Raw genomic sequence first — 17,804 nt, forward strand, 5'->3', positions numbered from 1 at the left:
ACATTGGCAGCGGAACAGAATGCGGGCTCTCGCACAATCACGCGTAGAAGCTTTCTGAAGACGACGGCCGCGGTTGCCGCCGGAACGACGGCGACCGTCTCGCTTACGTCATGCGCTCAATCGCAGCCGGGGCTGCCGCAGGTTGCAGGGGAATTCGTTGCGGGACAGCCGAACAACGAGGGCGAAACGATCTTTCGAGGAGTATGCAGGCCGAACTGTTTCGGCTTCTGCCATCTGAACGTGCATGTGCGCGACGGCAAGGTGGTCAAGACGTCTCGCGCGCCGTACAACGAGGATTGCTACAGCCGCATCTGCCAGCGCGGCCTTTCGCACGTGCATCGCATCTACGACCCCGAGCGTGTTCAGTATCCCATGCGTCGCGTGCAGGGAACCGAGCGCGGTGCGGGTCAGTGGGAGCGCATCAGCTGGGATGAGGCTCTGACCGAAATCGCCGAGAACATCAAGAAGACCCAGGCCGAATACGGCGAAGGCGCGCTCGCGTTTTTGACCGCTTCGGGCAATCAGTCGGCGGGCATCACGGGCGCCTACGGCCGTTTGCAGAACATCCTCAATGCCAGCAGCATCGCGCCGTGCTTGGACATGGGCAGCTTCTACGGCATGCAGGCGGTTGCCGGCCTCTACATCACTCCGTTGATGGGCCTGGCCATGTGGGAGGGCAACGAGCCCACCGATGCCAAAAACGCCAAGACCATCATGGTGTGGGGCGCCAACATCACCGATGCGCAGGTCCAGAACTGGCATCACATCAAAGAGGCGATGGAGGGCGGCACCAAGCTCGTCGTCATCGATCCCACGTACACGCAGATCGCATCGAAATCCGACAAGTGGATTCCCGTCCGTCCGGGAAGCGACACGCTTTTGAAGTACGCCATCATGCGCGTGATCGTGGAGCGCGGCGCGCAGGATGAGGTCTATCTTCGCGACCATACGGTGGCGCCGTTTTTGGTGCGCAGCGACACGGGCATGTTCGTCCGTCGCAGCGACACCGGCATCGCCCCCGTTGCAACCGGCGTGATCGACCCGACGACCGGCCAGGAGGTCATGGACGACCCCTATATGGTGCTCGTCGACGGCGCGCTCGTTCCCTTGACGGAGTCCGATCCGACGCACGTGGCGATCGAGGGTTCGTACGACCTTGGCGGCGTGGCATGCCGCACGGCATACGAGCTGTTGAAGGAAGAAATCATGTCGCATAGCCTCGAAGAGGCGAGCGAGCTGTGCGAGGTTTCCGTCGAAGACATCGAGTATCTGGCCGACGTCTGCATCGACGGCCCGGTGTTTCATTACGAGGGCTACGGCCCGCAGGCATACAACAACGGCGGCCACACCACCATGGCGGGCCTGACGCTTTGCGCGCTTGTCGGCAACCTCGGCAAGCCCGGCGCTTCGTACGGTTCGTACTGGGGCATCCACATGGGCGACAACGCCGCCTATAAGGCGCCGACCGGCGCGAGCACGGGCCTGAGCATTCCCAGCGTCGATTTCGCCAACGTTGCCAAGACCGGCAAATTTGCAGGCCAGGATGCCAAGATCAAGATGCTGTGGATGTATTCGGCCAACCCCTTGAACACCCACACCGACACGCACGCATGGACCGACGGCATCATCCCGTCGCTCGATTACGTGGTGGTGGCCGATTCCGTCATGACCGATTCGGCCCGCTATGCCGACATGGTGCTTCCCGTGGCGCAGTGGTTCGAGCTCGAAGAGGTGGCCAACGCAGGCCAGTGCTTCTCGCTGAACTACAGCGAGAAGGCGATCGAACCTTTGTACGAGAGCAAGCCCGACACCCAGATTATCACCGAACTGGCCGAAAAGCTCGGCCTGGGCGAATTTTTCACCCTGTCCAACGAGGAAATCCTCGAGGAGCTTTTCGACTGCGACACGTGCGCGATGGTCGGCGTGAGCATGGATGCGCTGCGCGAGAAGAAGCAGATTCGCTTCATCGAGGGCGACGCCGAAAAAGAGCCCCATATCGCCTACAAGGACGGCGTCTTCGGCACGGCTTCGGGCCGCTTCGAGTTCTATCGCGAAATGCCCATGGTGCGCGCGCTTTCCAGCAAGACCCCGACGCCCGAAGAGGTGGAACGCGACCGCATGGCGCGTTGGTTCCCGCCTTTGGAGGCATGGCCCGAAAACGACTTGTACAAGAAGTATCCGCTGGTGCTCATGAGCGAGCGTCCTCGCTATCGCGTGCATTCCCAGTGGTACAGCACGCCGCTTCTGCGCGAGCTCGATTCCGAGCCGTTCGTGCGGATCAACCCCGCTGATGCGGCTGCGCGCGGTATCGCTGACGGCGATTACGTGGAATGTTACAACGACCGCGGAACGGCGGTTGCCAGGGCGGTCTTCTCCGACGCCATTCGTCCCGGCACGCTGGTCTATCCCAAGGGATGGCAGCGCTACCAGCACAAGGCGGGCGGCTGGTCTGAGCTCAGCTCCACCGAATACGACGTGTTCGGCGTGAACAACAATTTCATGGACGTGCTTTGCGAGGTCCGCGTGTGGAACGAAGAGGGTGAATAGCGATGCGTCTCGGATATGTCATCGATAAGAAGTCGTGCATCGGCTGCCACGCGTGCGCCGTTGCATGCAAGGTGGAGAACAACCTGCCCGACGGCGTGTGGTGGAATCGCATCCTGACCGAAGGCGGCGAGAACCGCGACACCCCGAAGGGAACCTATCCCAACCTTTCCATGGGAAACATCGCCGTTTCGTGCCAGCATTGCGACAACCCCGCATGTGTGAAGGTGTGCCCTGTGGGCGCGACGTATAAAGACGAGGCCACGGGCGCCGTTCGCCAGGATTACGACAAGTGCATCGGCTGCCGCATGTGCATGGCCGCCTGCCCTTACACGGGCGTGCGCAGCTTCAACTGGGAAGAGCCCGTGTATGCGATCGGCCAGGATATGGGCGATGTGAGCGTTGCCAAGCATCAGAAGCACACGGTGGAGAAATGCACCATGTGCTGGCATCGCCTTGCGCAGGGGCTCCAGCCCGCGTGCATCGAGGTGTGCCCCGCACGCGTGCGCTATTTCGGCGATTTCGACGATCCCGATTCCGAGGTGTCCAAGCTTATCAGGGAGCGCGAATACATGCAGCTCCTTCCCGATAGCGGAACCTCTCCGTCCGTGTATTACCTGGTGTAAGCGAGGGGAAAGAATGTCTGACAACAAGCAGGCGGCATCCGCCGCCAAGACCTGGGCGCCTTGCAAAGCGGGCAAGGCCCTCAATATTGCCATTGCCGTGTCCGCCGTCATCACTGTCGCCGGCATCGCGCTGTGGATGGTCCAGCTTTCGGGCGGCATGATCCAGACGGGCATGCGCGACCTTGATTCGTGGGGTCTCTACATCATGTCCTTCATGTTCTTCGTCGGCCTGTCCGCGGGCGGCCTGATCATCAGCTCCATGCCGAAGGCGTTCGGCATCAAGGGCTTCGGCGGCATCAGCAAGGTCGCCGTGTGGACCTCGATCTGCTGCACCGTGTGCGCGATCGGCCTGGTGGTGGTCGACCTCGGCCAGCCGATCCGTCTGTGGGAGCTGTTCGTGTACTCCAACCTGACCAGTCCGCTGATGTGGGACGTGCTGGTCATCGGAACGTATCTGGTGCTTTCGCTTTTCTATCTGTGGGCGCAGATCCGCTTCGAGCAAGGCAAGATGCGCGCGGTGGCCCTGCGCGTCATCAGCGTGGTCGCGCTTGTGGTGGCGGTGTTGGTCCATTCGGTGACGGCTTGGATTCTGGGACTGAACATCTCCCACGAGTTCTGGCATACCGCCCTTCTGGCCCCGTGGTTCGTGAGCTCCGCCCTGGTGTGCGGAACCGCCCTGGTGCTGGCCGTCGTCATCGCGCTGCGTGCGGCGGGCTATTTCGACGTGGCCGACGACAACCTCGTCAAGATGGCGAAGCTTCTGGGCGCGTTCGTGTGCGTGGACCTGTATTTCTTCGGATGCGACCTTCTGACTACGGGTTATCCGCTTTCCGAAGGCGGCGTGGGCATCGTGGAGATGCTCACGAGCGGCGTGCTCGCCCCCTTTTTCTGGGTCGAGGTTATCGGGTGCATCGCGTGTGCCGTCGTGTGCTTCACGCCTAAGCTGCGCTCCAATGCGCTGCTCATCGTGGCGTCCGTGCTGGCCATCGTCGGCATCTTCTGCAAGCGCGTGCAGCTTATCGTAGGCGGGTTCCAGGTTCCTAATCTCGACATGCCCACCGTTTTGACCGATCATGCGGCGCTTGGCGGCTACGATGCGTACGGCTCGTTTGCGAGCCTGTATGCGAATAGCGTGTATGCGCCTGCGCCGATCGAATTCGGCGTCGTCGCCGGCGTGTTCGCCCTGGGCGTTTTGATGCTGCTTCTGGGCATCAAGCATCTTCCGTTGAAGTCGGCCGAATAGGCGAAAAGACCCGCGTGTCGTTTTGTGTGAGCGCATGCGACGCGCGGGTTCGTCGGTTGTATTTCGGCTGTCTGAAGGGAAGGTGATGGCGCGATGAGGCGAATCTTCGCTTACGCGGCTCTTTTCGCGGCGGCGTGCCTGCTGTCGTTTTTCGCGGCCGATGTCGCGCTCGACGCCGTGAGCGCACCTGCGGGCATTACGGCCGAATCGGAATGCCCTGTCGTGCAGGGGTGCGCCACCGGGCAATGCCACGGGTTCGATAACGTGCCCGCACCCGACGGCATCCATGAGATGAAGTGCCCGGAAGATGGCTGCGCGTCAGTCGATTGCCACGCGTGGAGTGCCCTTTCCGACGGCTACCGCCGGGCATCGGGCGTCAGCCTCATGGTGTGGCTTCTGGTGCCCGCCATGTTCGCGTGCATCGCCATCGTCATGGTAAGAAAGTCGAGGTGACATCGATGAGTATGCGATCATTCGTTTTCGACGTCGTGCTTGCCGCGGGCGCGATCGCGCTGATGTTTCCCGATTCGACTGGCTATGGCGTGCATGAATGGGCGGGGCTTGTGTTCGCGGTTGCGGTGATCGTCCATGTGGCGGCGCGCCACGAGGAAGGCGCCAGGCTGTTCCAGAACGGATTTCGCAAACGCCGTGCGGGCAAGGCTTTTTCGTTCGTGTTGAATGCGGCGATCTTCGTCGATCTGGCGGTTTGCGCGGTTTCGGGCCTGATGGTGTCGGGTGCCGTGCTGCCGACGTTCGGCCTGTATGCCGGAGGGTTTTTCTTCTGGGCGCCTGTCCATGCGTTTTCGGCGCAGTTGTTCATGGCGCTTGCTTTGGTACATGTCGTCTTGTTCGCGCCGAAGATGAAGGCCGTTGTGTCGAAGCGATGACGGGGGAAAGGGGTAAACACATGCAAAGCGTTTCTTGTGGGGCCGCAGGGTCGCATGATGTTGTGACGGATTGGGGCCTTGTTGCCACGACCTGCGAGTTTCTTGCGTTTTCATTTCGCTATCCCGATCGCGGCGCCGTGATGCCGATCGCGTCGGGCGAATGGGCCGATGCGCTGGACGAGCTGCGCCGTGCGTGGGGGTTTGCCGCCGATGCGGAGTGCGGCGAGCTGACGCGGGCGGATTCAGGCGAAGGTCCCGAGGCCGTTTTGCATGCGCTGCGCCAGGAGGCGACGCGGCTGTTCGTCGGTCCGCCGACGCCTGCGGCAAGTCCGTACGAAAGCGTCTGGGCGGCGGCGCGCACCCATGCGGCCCCGCTGCTTTTCGTCAGCCCCCCCGCCATCGCCGTCGAGCGCTTTTGCGCCGCATGCGGCCTGGGTCGTCCTCAGGGCACGAACGAATCGCTCGACCATGTTTCGTCCGAGCTTGAGCTGCTGCAGTTTCTTGCGAGCGTGGAATCGGGGGCGGTGGACGCGGCATCATGCGGCGTTGCCCTGGCCGATCTTCCCGGCGGTTCGCCAGCGACGGCGTTCGAACTGTTTTTCGACGAGCACCCGGCGATGTGGATGTGCGATTTCGCGTGCGAGGTGGAGCGCATCTCGTCGCGGGTGTTCTATCGTGCCGCGGCGCGTCTGCTGCGTGATTTCGTTTCCGCCCGGTAAAGCCGGGCGGTAGCGGCCGGAAGGCTGCGGGCGTGGCTGGGCGGCCGTGGTTAGGAGGCTGCGGGCGTGGCTGGATGGACGCGGATGAAAGGCTGCGGTTGGTTGTACGGTTTAACCGGCTGTGCGGTCGCGTGCTCGTGACTGCGTGGTCGCTGCCTGACAATTGCGGCCGGAGGATCGCGATTGCGGTCGGGCGCACGATGTCGCGCACGGCGTTTCGACATGGGTTTCTTGAAAGGGTTCGCATTGCGGGCCCTTTCCTTATGGGGACATGCGATAATCAACCGTTACGAATTCGCGTCCTTCGAGGCGCTTGAAAGATACGCGGCCGAAAACTCGCACCGGCCGCTCAGGGGAATAAGGCGATAGGAACATCATGGCAGACTATATCGAGGGAAAACGCCCGGTCATCGAGGCGCTGCGCGCCCAGATGCCCGTCAAATGCGTGCTGATGGCCGACAACCTGCAGCAGGACGGCCAGGTCAAAGACATTCTGCGCAAGGCCCGTCAGTTCGACGTGCCCGTGAAAACGGTGACGCGCCGCAAGCTCGACGAGCTGAGCGCGCGCGGAAGTCACCAAGGCGTCATGGCCGAGGCCCGTCCGTATCGCTACGCGGGCTTCAAGGACATCCTGCGCGCCGCCGAGCAGCATGCCGAAGAGCATGACGGCAACGCGCTCGTCGTGGTGCTCGACCACATCACCGACGCCGGCAATCTGGGCGCCATCGCGCGCTCCGTCGAAATCGTCGGCGCGTCGGGCCTGATCATCCCCAACAAGCGCAGCGCGCACGTGACGGCCGCCACGTACAAGAGCTCCGCCGGCGCTATCAACCACATCCCGTGCGCCCAGGTTCCCAATATCGCCTCCACGCTCGAGAAGCTCAAAGAAGCGGGCTTCTGGGTCGCGGGCGCCAGCGAGCAGGCGCACTACACGGTGTGGGAAGCGCCGCTGCACGGCAAGATCGTCCTGGTCATGGGCAACGAAGGCGAGGGTCTGTCGCGCCTGACGCAGGAGAGCTGCGACTTCTTGACCAAGCTTCCCCAGGAGGGCAAGGTCGGCTCGCTCAACGTGGCTCAGGCCGCGACCGCCGTCATGTACGAGTGGATGCGTCAGTGCCACGTGAAGGCACAGGCGTAAAAATACCAGGTATCAAAAAGAAACCAGGTATACAAATGGCAAAACAGAGAAGGAAACTGCTGATCGTCGACGGCTACAACGTGCTGCGCAGCGGCTCCCGCTACCGCCATCTGCGCGATGCGGGACCGAATCCCGACTACGCCGACGATGCGTTCAACCGTGCGCGCGAGGCGTTGATCGACGATGTGGTGGCCTATGCCGGCCGCGATTGCGAGGCGGTCATCGTGTTCGACGGCGCCCGCAACGAATTCTCCGACGGCTCCTGCGAAAAAATCGGCGGCGTGAGGATCATGTTCTCGCGCGCGGGCGATTCCGCCGACAAGGTGATCGAGAAGCTGAGCCGCGATGCCCGCGAACGCGGTATCGAGACCATGGTGGTGACCAGCGACGCCACCATCCAGAACACCGTGTTCGGCTTCGGCGTCGACCGCATGAGCGCGAACGGCTTCAGCCACGCCGTCGAAGTGAACCATCACGAATACGACCTGGACGAGCATCCCCGCGTGGCCGTGAAGAACACGGTCGGCGAGCGGCTCGACCCGTCGGTCCGTGCGAAACTCGCCGCTTTGCGCGACGCATTGTAGGAAGGAAGGCAGCCATGTCTCAGCACTATGCCGCAACGGACAAGTTCACCACGCTCGAAGGCAAATGTCTCGCCGACTCGATGGCGGCCGTGGCAGGCGCCGCCGTGGTGGCCACGGTGAACGAGGACGGCACGCCCAATGCCGCCGTGTTCGTTCCCATGATGGCCGACGACGACCATGTGGTCATGACGCTCGCGCCCAATCGGACGCGCGAGAACATCGAGCGCACGGGCGAATGCGTGCTCGTCTACGAGGAGGTGGACGCTCGGGGCGCCTCGAAGGCCGAGCGCTATCGCGGCGCCCGTCTGCGTCTGGAGCTCCTGCGCGAGGGCGACCCTCGCCGCGACGAGGCGTTGAGCGGCTGGCCGCGCGTGACGCCCTACACCATGGCGTTCCTCGTTGTGGAGCGCATGCCTATCGGATAGAATCGTGCGCACGAACACGAAAGGAGAGGCCGGGTCGTGAAAATCCACGTAATCGCCGTTGGCAAGCTGAAAGAGAAATTCTGGGTCGAGGCATGCGCCGAGTATATGAAGCGCTTGAAGGCGTACGCCAAGGTGACCATCGAGGAGATTCCCGATCGCGACCCTGCTAAATGCGGAGGTGAAGAGGGCGCGCGTAAAACCGAAGGCAAGGGCATCCTCGAGGCGCTGCCTGAGCATTCGCATGTCATCCTGCTCGACGTGGGCGGCAAGCAGCTTTCCAGCGAAGGAATCGCCGCACGTATGGATGCGCTGATGCTTTCGGGCATAAGCGACATCACCTTCGTGGTGGGCGGATCGGGCGGCGTGAGCCGCAGCGTGCACGACTTCGCCGACGAATGCCTGTCGTTCGGCAAGATAACGCTCCCGCACAATCTCGCGCGCGTCGTGCTGCTCGAACAGATATATCGAGCGTTCAAGATCAGCCGTGGCGAGCCCTATCACAAATAGCCGCGCTCGACGAATGTTTCCGCCAAGGCGCCGTGCATGTCTATGCGCGGCGCCTTGTTCGTTGCGGGCCCGTTGCACGGCTCTCCGCTTTTTCGATGCATCGACGAACGGGGACGCGCGTTTTCCGTATGATGGCCGCATGTCCGATTCCGGCGGAGCGAGCGCTTCGCCGTTCATTCCATACGATAGGAGGCCGCATGGCCCGCAAATCTGCCAAGCCGCACATGTCCGACGACGACCGTCGGTTCATCTACCGTGCGCTGAAGAAGAAGTTCGATTTCGACGAAGACTATCCGCTGGCAAGCCTGGGGTGGTGCTTCGTGCGCGAGGGTATCAACCGAGAGGACTACGGCTTTTTGAAGCTGAAGCCCATGCTCGAAGAGATGTCCGATTTCGTGAGCCTGTCCACCAAGGAAATCGGCGGCGTATCCCAGTCGATGTTCTGCCTGCACGAGCTCGAAGAGTACGAAAGCGAGGCGCCTGCCGTCGACGAAGCGGCGTCTGCCGAAAGCGAGGAGGGCGAAGAGCCTGCCCGCCAGGCTCCGTCCGAGGACCCCTTCCATTCTACGAATGGGGTTTCTAAAAAGGATAAGGCGCTGCAAAATAGCCAAGTAGAAAAAAAGAAATCTAACAATCAAAAAGATACTAATGATTCAAATGGTAACGATAGTGAATCGAAGAAAGCCGATATAAAAGAGCCTGCTGACGCTGAAAAGAAACAAGATAAGAAAAATAAAGCAGAAGCGAATAAGAAAGATAAAGATAAAAATAGTACTAACAATCAAATAGATACTAATATTGACCAGGCGAAAGATGAGCAGCCTGAAAAGGCCGAGGAGCAGAAGCCGGGCAAGACCTCGGTGCGTCGTTCCGCTCAGACGGGCAGCGCGCCGAGGCCCGGGCGCGGCTGCGGCAATCACGACCAGGATGCAGCGGCCGACGACGCTTCGCAAAACGCTAAGGCAAACGCCTCCGACCAGGCGAAAAAGACTCCCGCCGCCAAGGCGGCCGAGTCCGACCGCAAGGCGTCTGCGTCTTCCGAGGAAAAGGACGACAAGAAGCAGGATGCCGCGCAGCCCTCGTCGCGTCGCCGTTCTTCGAAGGCCGTGTCGACAAGCAGAGCGGCGCAGGCCCAATCCAGCGCCTCGTCTCGCCCTGACGCCCGGCGCACCCGCCGCGTCATTCCCGGCAAGGCGCTCGAGCGCTTCGGCTACCTGGGAACGTGGCAGGAATTTCTGGCGACGCTGGCCGACTTGGCCCTCGATGAGCCGTGGGACTTCAGCGGTGCCGGACTCGACGCCAATACGCGCAAGTTCGACATCCTGCACAACTACATCCGCTACACCTTCTATCGTCTGACGCTCGAGGACAAAGTGGGCTTTTCTTCCGATGAGGATTTCGCCGTATTCAACACGGGTCTGGTGGATAAGCACTACGAGGATATCTACGCATGCTTCGAGCCGTCCGACCCCGAAAAGCCCGAAGAGGCGCGCTATCCGTGGTCGTTCTCGGGTTTCTGCACGGCGGGTACGGGCAGGCTTGGCAAGCGCCTGGTGCGCGAACTCAATCCGCTTCCGCAGCCCGCCAGCTATCTCGAGCGCAAAGAGGACCTGCTGTTCGACCTTGATCGCGAGGTGGTGTGCGATGTGCATCATATCGTGGTCGACAACGTGCATAGGCTGCCGGTGAACTTCTTGCGCGACGAGTTGGCGTCGTCTCAGGAATGCCTGGGCATTCTGGCTGGCATCGAGGAGCTTTCCGACGGCGCGCGCGGCGAGCGCTTCGAGAAGCTGCGCGCCGTGATCGAGAACGATACGCGTCTGTTCAATCGTCTGAGCACGAGCATCAACGCGGCGATCGACGTGGCCAAGCGCCAGGTGCGCTGGAATTACAAGACCGCCGTTCCCGCATACTACCCGCGCACGAACAGCATGAACCTGCTGCTGCCGTTGATTCTGACCGATTCGCCCGCTCCTGACGTGGCGCTCGTGGTCGAGCTGCAGAAATCGGGCAACTACCAGGGGCAGACCATCGTCACCATGGCGCAGGCCTACCGGGACGCGCGCTTGCTGTGCCGTCCGTATATCGATTGGCTGTCGCCTGCGTCGATCATCGATGCGTCCGACGAGGAAGACGAGGAGGAATAGGCATGCTCGTGGGCGTCTTGTCCGATACGCATGGCGTGCTGCCCTCGGCCGCCTTCGCCGAGCTGGCCGATTGCGATTTCATCGTGCATGCGGGCGACATCTGCGGCCCCGGTATCCTGGCCGAGCTCGAAACGCTCGCGCCGGTGACGGCGGTGCTGGGAAATAACGACTGCCGCGAATACGGGCGGTCGGTCGACCGGTTCGCTACGCCCGTTATCGGGGGCGTGCGTTTTCTGGTGACGCATACGCCCGACGACTTGCAGCGCGCGTTGCGCGGGTGCACATCGGCGCTTCGGCCGGGCGATCCGATTCCTCAAGTGGCCGTGCACGGCCATACGCATGTGCCGCGCATCCTGAAAGGGAAGGCGGCATTTCCTGCGAGCCTTCTGGTGTGTCCCGGTTCGGTGTCGCGTCCGCGCGGCGGTTCGGCGCCGAGCGTGGCGAAGATCTCGATCGCAGACGGCGCGGTGCAAGGTGCGCGCCTGGTCGAGCTGATGCACGGTTAGCCGCGCCTTTCGAGCGAAAATGCGTTTCTACGAAACGAATGAACGAAGGAGTCCTTATGAAACTCGATGCTGCCGAAGTGCAGGAGATAATCGCCAACGACCCGCATATGCTGCTGGTCGATGTGCGCTCGAAGGAAGAATACGATGCCGGCCATATTCCCGGTGCAGGCTGCATGGCCGCGGAGGACATCTGCGATTGCCTCTATGACGAGGCGCTCGGCGAGCGCGGCCTCGACGCCATCGCCAACGTGCGCGGCATGGAGCTTTCCGACGACGCTTCGGCGATCGTGCTGTATTGCGACAACGGGGATCGCAGCGCCCGCGCGACGGAGCATATGGAGGCTATCGGCTACGTGAACGTCTACGATGCGGGCGGCCTTGCCGAATGGCCCTACGATGTGGTGACCACCGACGAGGAGCGCGCTGTGGCGGCGGCGCTTGCAGCGTCGGGTAACGTCGCGCAGGAGAACGCGTCCGCTTCTTGCGGCTGCGGCCATGATTACGGACACGGCAATAGCTGCGGATGCGGCTGCTAGGCTGAAGCTCGCTTTGGGGAAAGGCTCGTCGAACGACGGGCCTTTTTCGTATCCGCGCCCTGGTTTTCGCTTGCGAGGTGTCAAATCGGTGTCGAAACGGTTTCCGTTCGATTCCCTCGGCCGATTCTTCTTGCTTGCGGGCATCGGAAGCGGATAAGGTCGCAATGACGGAAATTCGCGAGCGCCGCACCCGTATGCCGAGGAGCGGTTCGACGTGCGGAAGGGAGGGCGCGCATGGGGGAGGCTTTGCTGATAGTGAATCCCGACTCGGGCCGCCGCGATGGGGCCGTTTCCGCCCGGCGCATCCTTCCCGTTCTCGAAGAGGCGTTCGATCGCGTCGAATGCCGCATATCCCGCCGCGCTTCCGACGTCGAATCCTGGTCTTGCGAATCATGCGCGCACGTCGATGCGCTGTTCGTCATGGGCGGCGACGGTACCGTCGGATTGGGAATGAAAGGCCTGTTCGAGGGACGGAGGCGTTATGGCCGCATGCCGACGTTCAATCCGATTCCTGCGGGAACCGGCAACGGATTCGTTCGTACGCTGGGGATTCCTTCCGACCCCGTGCAGGCGGTCGAGGCTTTCGATTTCGCGAAAACGGTCGCCCTCGACGCCGCATTCGTCAACGGCTCGTCGTTCGCCCATACCGTGACGGGCGGCACATTGCCCGAGGGCATTCGCCAGGTGTCTTCCGATTTCAAGACGCGGTTCGGGTTGTCGGCCTATGTCGTCAGCGAGCTGCTGCGCGTGGGCAACGACCGTCGCTATCGCTTGCGTATCGTGGCGGATGGCGAAGAGACGGTCGAAGACATCGGGTCGTTCGTCGCGTTCTCGGCGAATGCGCTGGCCAACGAATTCACATCCTCCGTGCCGACGCGTCTCGATGACGGCCTGCTGCATTTGATCGCGCTGAAAAGCGCATCGCTTCCCGCATTGTTCTCGCTGGCGCCGCACGCCCTTGCCCGCACGCTCGAAAAGAGCCGCGAGGTGCTGTATCTGCATGCGAAATCGTTCGAAATAACCTGTCTGGACGCCGAGCTATCGTGCGGCGTGGACGGAGACGAGGGCCCTCGGCTGCCTGTTGCGTTGAGCGTCGAGCCGGGCGCCTTGCGCATGTTCGCGCTCAAGGAAGCGCGCCGGTAGCGCTGGTCTTCCATGTCCATGTATGAGAAAGGCCCGGCATGCCGGGCCTTGTCAGTGCAGGAGCATCGGGTTTTCGGAACGGATTACACCCCGAACTGCATTGCGCAGTAGCGGGCGTAGGTGCCGCCGAGGGCGATCAACTCGTCATGCGTGCCTTCTTCGACTACGCGTCCGTCGTCTACGACGGCGATTTTGTCGGCGCCGCGGATGGTGGAAAGCCGGTGCGCGATCACGAGCGTCGTGCGGCCCTTCGAAAGTTCCGCCAGCGATTCCTGCACGTGGCGTTCGCTTTCGTTGTCGAGGGCGCTCGTCGCTTCGTCCAAGATCAGGATCGGCGGGTTTTTCAGGAATACGCGCGCGATCGAGATGCGCTGCTTCTGTCCGCCCGACAAACGCGCGCCGCGTTCGCCCACGTAGGTATCGTATCCGTTTTCGAATTCCATGATAGCGTCGTGGATGTTCGCCCGTTTGGCCGCTTCGATCACCTCGGCGTCGCTCGCTGCAGGGTTGCCGTAGAGGATGTTGTCGCGAATGGTGCCGTCGAACAAGTACACGTCCTGCTGAACGATGCCCACGGTGCGTCGCAGCGATGCCAACGTGACGTCGCGCACGTCGGCGCCGTCGATCGTCACGCGCCCGCCGCATGCGTCGTAGAAGCGGGGCAGCAAAGAGCACGTGGTGGTTTTGCCGCCTCCGCTCGGGCCGACGAGCGCCGTGGTCTTGCCTGCGGGCGCATGCAGGGTGAAGCCGTCTAGCACGTCGGTCGTGCCGTCGTAGGAAAACGTCACGTCGTCATAGCGGATATCTCCGCGCACGCCCGCGTCTGCCGCCTTCTCCAGGTCGACCGCTTCGGGCCTGTCTTGCACGGCCGGCTCGATTGCCATGATTTCGGCGAAGCGGCGAAATCCAGCGTAGCCTTTCTGGAACTGCTCGGCGAAGTTGATCAGCTGCTCGATCGGCGAGAGGAAGATGCCGATGTAGAGGGCATAGATCGCCAGGTCGGTGGGCTGGATCTGCCCCTGCACCATGAAGTAGCCGCCGCCGACCACCACGATGGTATACAGCAGGCCCGTGAACAGGGAGTTCACGGCATGAAAACGACCCATGAACTTATAGGAGCGCTCTTTGGTGTCCACGAACATCCGGTTGGTGCGCGCGAATTTCTCGGCCTCGAGCATCTCGTTGCCGAACGATTTCACCACGCGCATGCCGCCCAGGGCGTCCTGGATGCGTGAATTGACGCCTGCCATAGTGCGGCGGTTCTCGGTGAAGATGACGCGCTTGCGGTAGTTGGTCCATGCGGCGTAGGCCGCCATGACCACGGTGCAGGCCAGCATGATCAGCGTGAGCGGCACGTTTATGAAGAACAGCAGCACGAACGAGCCGACGATCTTCAGCGAGCAGATGAAGATGTTCTCAGGGCCGTGATGGGCGAGCTCCGATACGTCGAACAGGTCGGTGACCAGGCGGCTCATCATTTCGCCGGTGTTGTTCTTATCGTAATACGAGAAGCTGAGGCGCTGGTACTGGTCGAACAGGTCGGAACGCATATCGGCCTCCATGCGCGCGCCCATGACATGGCCCCAGCGGGCGATGAACCACTGGCAGCCCGTACGCAGCAGATACAGGGCGATCATGCCGATGCAGATCAGGCCGAGCGCGCCCATCACCACGGGTGCGGGCTGCAGGAAGAAATCGCGCGTGAAGAAGTTGAGCAGCTGGGGAAATGCCAGGTCGATGCAGGCGAGAAGCGTGGCGCATACCAGATCGAACCAGAACAGGAACTTGTACTTGCTGTAATAGCCGATGAATTTCTTGAACACCTGTCCGCCCGAGACGGAAGGATTGGCGGGTTCGCCCGGCTTGCGGGAGGGGATGGTGGACACGACGTTCCTTTCTGCGCATGCGCGCGTCGCGGGGTTTATCGGGAAATCATGATAGGGCGGCAGGCTCGTTCGCGTTTCGCGGTGCGGCGAATGAGAAAGGGGCGAAACCCGCATGTGCGAATTCCGCCCCGAACGCGATCGTGAACGCTTCAGCCGTGCGTCGCTTACGCGTATTTCAAGAATGCGCGGTAGGCCTTGAGCGTCTCGTAGAGGTCGGCCTTGTCGATGACCTCCCACGGCGCGTGCATGTTGAGCACGGCGACGCCGCAGTCGATGACGTTCATGCCGTACTTGGCCAGGATGTAGGCGATGGTGCCGCCGCCTCCGATGTCGACCTTGCCCAGCTCTGCGGTCTGGAACGCCGCCTCGCCCTTCTCCATGACGGCGCGGATCTTGGCCATGTATTCGGCGTTGGCGTCGTTGGAGCCGCTCTTGCCGCGGCTGCCCGTGAACTTGTTGAACACCACGCCGCGGCCCAGATACGCGGCGTTCTTGGTCTCGAAGGCGCTCGCGTAAGACGGGTCGAAGCCTGCGGACACGTCGCTGGAGAGCATGCTGGAGTTGGCTAGGCAGCGGCGCAGCGCCAAATCTCCCGCCTGTCCGGCCAGGTCCATGATCTCGGCGACGGTGTTCTCGAAGAACATCGAGGTCATGCCGGTGGCGCCGACGCTGCCGATTTCCTCTTTGTCGACGAGGATGCATACGCCGGTCTTATCGAGCTCGCCCGCTTCGAGCTGGGCGATCAGGCTGGGGTAGGCGCACACGCGGTCGTCGTGGCCGTAGCCGATCACCATGGAGCGGTCGAAGCCGCAGTCGCGCGCCGCGCCCGCGGGAACCACTTCGAGCTCGCTGGAAAGGAAATCCGCTTCCTCCATGTCGTATTTATCGGCGAGGATCGAAAGCAGCAGCGCCTTGACGGGCTCCTTTTCGGTCAGCTTTTCCAGCTCGTCGATCTGCGCGTCCGCGGCTTTCTCGGCCGCTTCGGAGGCTTTCGCCGGACGGCTGCCCGCAAGGATGTCGAGGTTTTCGCCTTCGATCACCTCGGAGGCCTTCTTCTGCAGCTGGTCCTGGGCCAGGTGCACCAGCAGGTCGGTGACGCAGAACACGGGGTCGCCTTCGTCTTCGCCCATGTTCACTTCGACGACGCTGCCGTCTTTCTTGGCGATCACGCCGTGGATGGCCAAAGGCAGGGTGACCCACTGGTATTTCTTGATGCCGCCGTAGTAGTGCGTGTCGAGCAGCGCGAATCCGCCCGCTTCGTAGAGCGGGTTCTGCTTGATGTCCAGGCGCGGGCTGTCGATGTGGGCGCCCAGGATATTGAGCCCCTCCTCCATCGGGCGGCGGCCGATCTGCGCCAAGATGACCGACTTGCCGAAGCACTCGGCGTACACCTTGTCGCCGGCTGCGAGCGTGCGTCCGGCCGCACGGGCTTCGTCGACGGATACGTAGCCGGCTGCGCGTGCCATGGCGACGGCCGTCGCGGCGCATTCACGCTCGGTCTTGTTCTCGCTGATGAACTTCTTGTAGTCGGTCGCGAACGATTCCACTGCGGCGAGGTCTGCCTCGTCGTAGGAGAGCCAGGCGTTTCTGTGTTCCATGGTTTCCTGCTTTCAAGGACGGCGTTTCGTTATGTCGAGCATGGTATAGCACGCGAGGGCTCGCGGCGTTTCTGTTCGGAGCTCTTCCGGCAAGTTCCATCTTTCACACGGACTTCCGAATGCGTCGGCATCGGTTTCTTCGGCCCTTTTACATCCAATCGCTTTAGCTCCCTAAAGCGATTGGTGCTGTTTTCGTGTGGCACGACTTCGGAAACGGCCGATTTTGCGCCGGGGGGTATGTTAAAACGCCGCCCGAGGCCTATAATAACCGGTCATATATAGCCCCGAACACGAAGGAGTAGCCACATGGCGTTTTATTACGAGGAGCCCTCGCGCACCTTCAACGAGTACCTGCTGGTCCCTGGGCACACGCCCGCCAGCTGCATCCCGACCAAGGTCAGCCTGAAAACGCCGCTTGTCCGCTACCGCAAGGGCGAAGAGGAGTGCCCTCTCTCGCTGAACATCCCCATGGTGTCCGCCATCATGGCCGCTGTTTCCGACGACCGCATGGCTGTTGCTCTGGCCACCGAAGGCGGTCTGTCCTTCATCTACGGCAACCAGACCATCGAAGACCAGGCCGCCATGGTGTCTCGCGTCAAGCAGCACAAGGCCGGCTTCGTGGTGAGCGACGCCACCCTTTCTCCCGATATGACGCTTGAGCAGGTTCTCGAGCTCAAGGAGGCCACGGGCCATTCCACCATGCCCGTCACCGACGACGGCAAGCCCAACGGCAAGCTGCTCGGCGTGGTGACCGAGCGCGACTACCGCCTGTCCCGCATGTCCCTCGACGCCAAGGTCTGCGACTTCATGACCCCGCGCGAGAAGCTCATCGTGGCTCCCGCCGAGACCTCCCTCAAAGAGGCCAACGACATCATTTGGGACCACAAGCTCAACAGCCTTCCGCTGGTCGACGACCAGGATCACCTGGTCTACATGACCTTCCGTAAGGACTACGATTCCCACAAGGACAACCCGCTCGAGATGCTCGACGCCGAGAAGCGCTATATCGTGGGCGCAGGCATCAACTCCCGCGACTACGCCGAGCGCGTTCCCGCCCTGGTCGAGGCCGGCGCCGACGTGCTGTGCATCGACTCTTCCGAAGGCTTCTCCGACTGGCAGAAGATGACCATCGAATGGGTCCGCGAGCACTACGGCAACGACGTCAAGATCGGCGCGGGCAACGTCGTCGACCGCGAAGGCTTCCGCTTCCTCGCCGAGGCCGGCGCAGACTTCGTCAAGGTCGGCATCGGCGGCGGCTCTATCTGCATCACCCGCGAGACCAAGGGCATCGGCCGCGGCCAGGCCACCGCGACCA

General features: G+C 62.1%; 17 protein-coding genes. 15 read left to right on the forward strand and 2 right to left on the reverse strand.

Annotated elements, in window-relative coordinates; all coding sequences use genetic code 11:
• Nucleotides 1-3: 3 nt before the first annotated feature.
• The 14 genes from Q6E04_RS01930 (at nucleotide 4) to Q6E04_RS01995 (ending at nucleotide 13,005) form a co-directional block, all read left to right on the forward strand.
• Nucleotides 4-2,547 carry a molybdopterin-dependent oxidoreductase gene (locus tag Q6E04_RS01930; RefSeq protein ID WP_303249141.1) on the forward strand — a complete coding sequence of 848 codons (2,544 nt, stop codon included), beginning with the start codon at nucleotides 4-6 and terminating at the stop codon, nucleotides 2,545-2,547.
• Nucleotides 2,548-2,549: 2 nt separating this feature from the next.
• A complete protein-coding gene (locus Q6E04_RS01935; RefSeq protein ID WP_162843077.1) occupies nucleotides 2,550-3,170 on the forward strand; it encodes a 4Fe-4S dicluster domain-containing protein in 621 nt (206 codons plus the stop codon).
• 13 nt (nucleotides 3,171-3,183) lie between these two features.
• Nucleotides 3,184-4,413: an NrfD/PsrC family molybdoenzyme membrane anchor subunit gene (gene nrfD / locus Q6E04_RS01940; RefSeq protein ID WP_303249142.1), complete on the forward strand. Its 1,230-nt coding sequence runs from the start codon at nucleotides 3,184-3,186 to the stop codon at nucleotides 4,411-4,413.
• Between the two features lie 93 nt (nucleotides 4,414-4,506).
• Nucleotides 4,507-4,866 carry a hypothetical protein gene (locus Q6E04_RS01945; protein WP_303249143.1) on the forward strand — a complete coding sequence of 120 codons (360 nt, stop codon included), beginning with the start codon at nucleotides 4,507-4,509 and terminating at the stop codon, nucleotides 4,864-4,866.
• A gap of 5 nt (nucleotides 4,867-4,871) precedes the next feature.
• Complete coding sequence (locus Q6E04_RS01950; RefSeq protein WP_123198277.1) at nucleotides 4,872-5,300, forward strand: DUF4405 domain-containing protein; 429 nt, start codon at nucleotides 4,872-4,874, stop codon at nucleotides 5,298-5,300.
• Nucleotides 5,301-5,320: 20 nt separating this feature from the next.
• Nucleotides 5,321-6,019, forward strand: a complete 699-nt coding sequence (locus tag Q6E04_RS01955) for a molecular chaperone (protein WP_303249144.1) — start codon at nucleotides 5,321-5,323, stop codon at nucleotides 6,017-6,019.
• A 376-nt stretch (nucleotides 6,020-6,395) separates the two neighbouring features.
• On the forward strand, nucleotides 6,396-7,157 hold the full coding sequence (gene rlmB, locus Q6E04_RS01960; RefSeq protein WP_303249145.1) for a 23S rRNA (guanosine(2251)-2'-O)-methyltransferase RlmB: 762 nt from the start codon (nucleotides 6,396-6,398) through the stop codon (nucleotides 7,155-7,157).
• Nucleotides 7,158-7,192: 35 nt separating this feature from the next.
• On the forward strand, nucleotides 7,193-7,741 hold the full coding sequence (locus tag Q6E04_RS01965; protein WP_303249146.1) for an NYN domain-containing protein: 549 nt from the start codon (nucleotides 7,193-7,195) through the stop codon (nucleotides 7,739-7,741).
• Nucleotides 7,742-7,755: 14 nt separating this feature from the next.
• Nucleotides 7,756-8,166 carry a pyridoxamine 5'-phosphate oxidase family protein gene (locus Q6E04_RS01970; RefSeq protein ID WP_303249147.1) on the forward strand — a complete coding sequence of 137 codons (411 nt, stop codon included), beginning with the start codon at nucleotides 7,756-7,758 and terminating at the stop codon, nucleotides 8,164-8,166.
• A gap of 36 nt (nucleotides 8,167-8,202) precedes the next feature.
• Nucleotides 8,203-8,673 (forward strand): 23S rRNA (pseudouridine(1915)-N(3))-methyltransferase RlmH, encoded by a 471-nt coding sequence (gene rlmH / locus Q6E04_RS01975; RefSeq protein WP_123198208.1) that lies wholly within the window; start codon nucleotides 8,203-8,205, stop codon nucleotides 8,671-8,673.
• 197 nt (nucleotides 8,674-8,870) lie between these two features.
• Nucleotides 8,871-10,820, forward strand: coding sequence for a DUF3825 domain-containing protein (locus Q6E04_RS01980; protein ID WP_303249148.1), 1,950 nt, complete (start codon nucleotides 8,871-8,873; stop codon nucleotides 10,818-10,820).
• Between the two features lie 2 nt (nucleotides 10,821-10,822).
• A complete protein-coding gene (locus Q6E04_RS01985; protein WP_303249149.1) occupies nucleotides 10,823-11,326 on the forward strand; it encodes a metallophosphoesterase family protein in 504 nt (167 codons plus the stop codon).
• Nucleotides 11,327-11,382: 56 nt separating this feature from the next.
• A complete protein-coding gene (locus tag Q6E04_RS01990; protein WP_303249150.1) occupies nucleotides 11,383-11,862 on the forward strand; it encodes a rhodanese-like domain-containing protein in 480 nt (159 codons plus the stop codon).
• 234 nt (nucleotides 11,863-12,096) lie between these two features.
• Nucleotides 12,097-13,005: a diacylglycerol kinase family protein gene (locus Q6E04_RS01995; RefSeq protein ID WP_303249151.1), complete on the forward strand. Its 909-nt coding sequence runs from the start codon at nucleotides 12,097-12,099 to the stop codon at nucleotides 13,003-13,005.
• An 83-nt stretch (nucleotides 13,006-13,088) separates the two neighbouring features.
• On the opposite strand, the gene Q6E04_RS02000 is transcribed toward Q6E04_RS01995, so the two are convergent.
• Both Q6E04_RS02000 and Q6E04_RS02005 read right to left on the reverse strand, forming a co-directional pair.
• A complete protein-coding gene (locus Q6E04_RS02000; RefSeq protein ID WP_303249152.1) occupies nucleotides 13,089-14,891 on the reverse strand; it encodes an ABC transporter ATP-binding protein in 1,803 nt (600 codons plus the stop codon).
• A 164-nt stretch (nucleotides 14,892-15,055) separates the two neighbouring features.
• A complete protein-coding gene (locus Q6E04_RS02005) occupies nucleotides 15,056-16,489 on the reverse strand; it encodes an aminopeptidase (protein WP_303249153.1) in 1,434 nt (477 codons plus the stop codon).
• Between the two features lie 306 nt (nucleotides 16,490-16,795).
• On the opposite strand from Q6E04_RS02005, the gene Q6E04_RS02010 reads away from it, so the two are divergent.
• Nucleotides 16,796-17,804 (forward strand): IMP dehydrogenase (locus Q6E04_RS02010; RefSeq protein WP_303249154.1); only part of this gene is annotated, 1,009 nt, incomplete at its 3' end.

This window comes from uncultured Slackia sp., assembly GCF_959608125.1.
Taxonomy (GTDB): Bacteria; Actinomycetota; Coriobacteriia; order Coriobacteriales; family Eggerthellaceae; genus Slackia.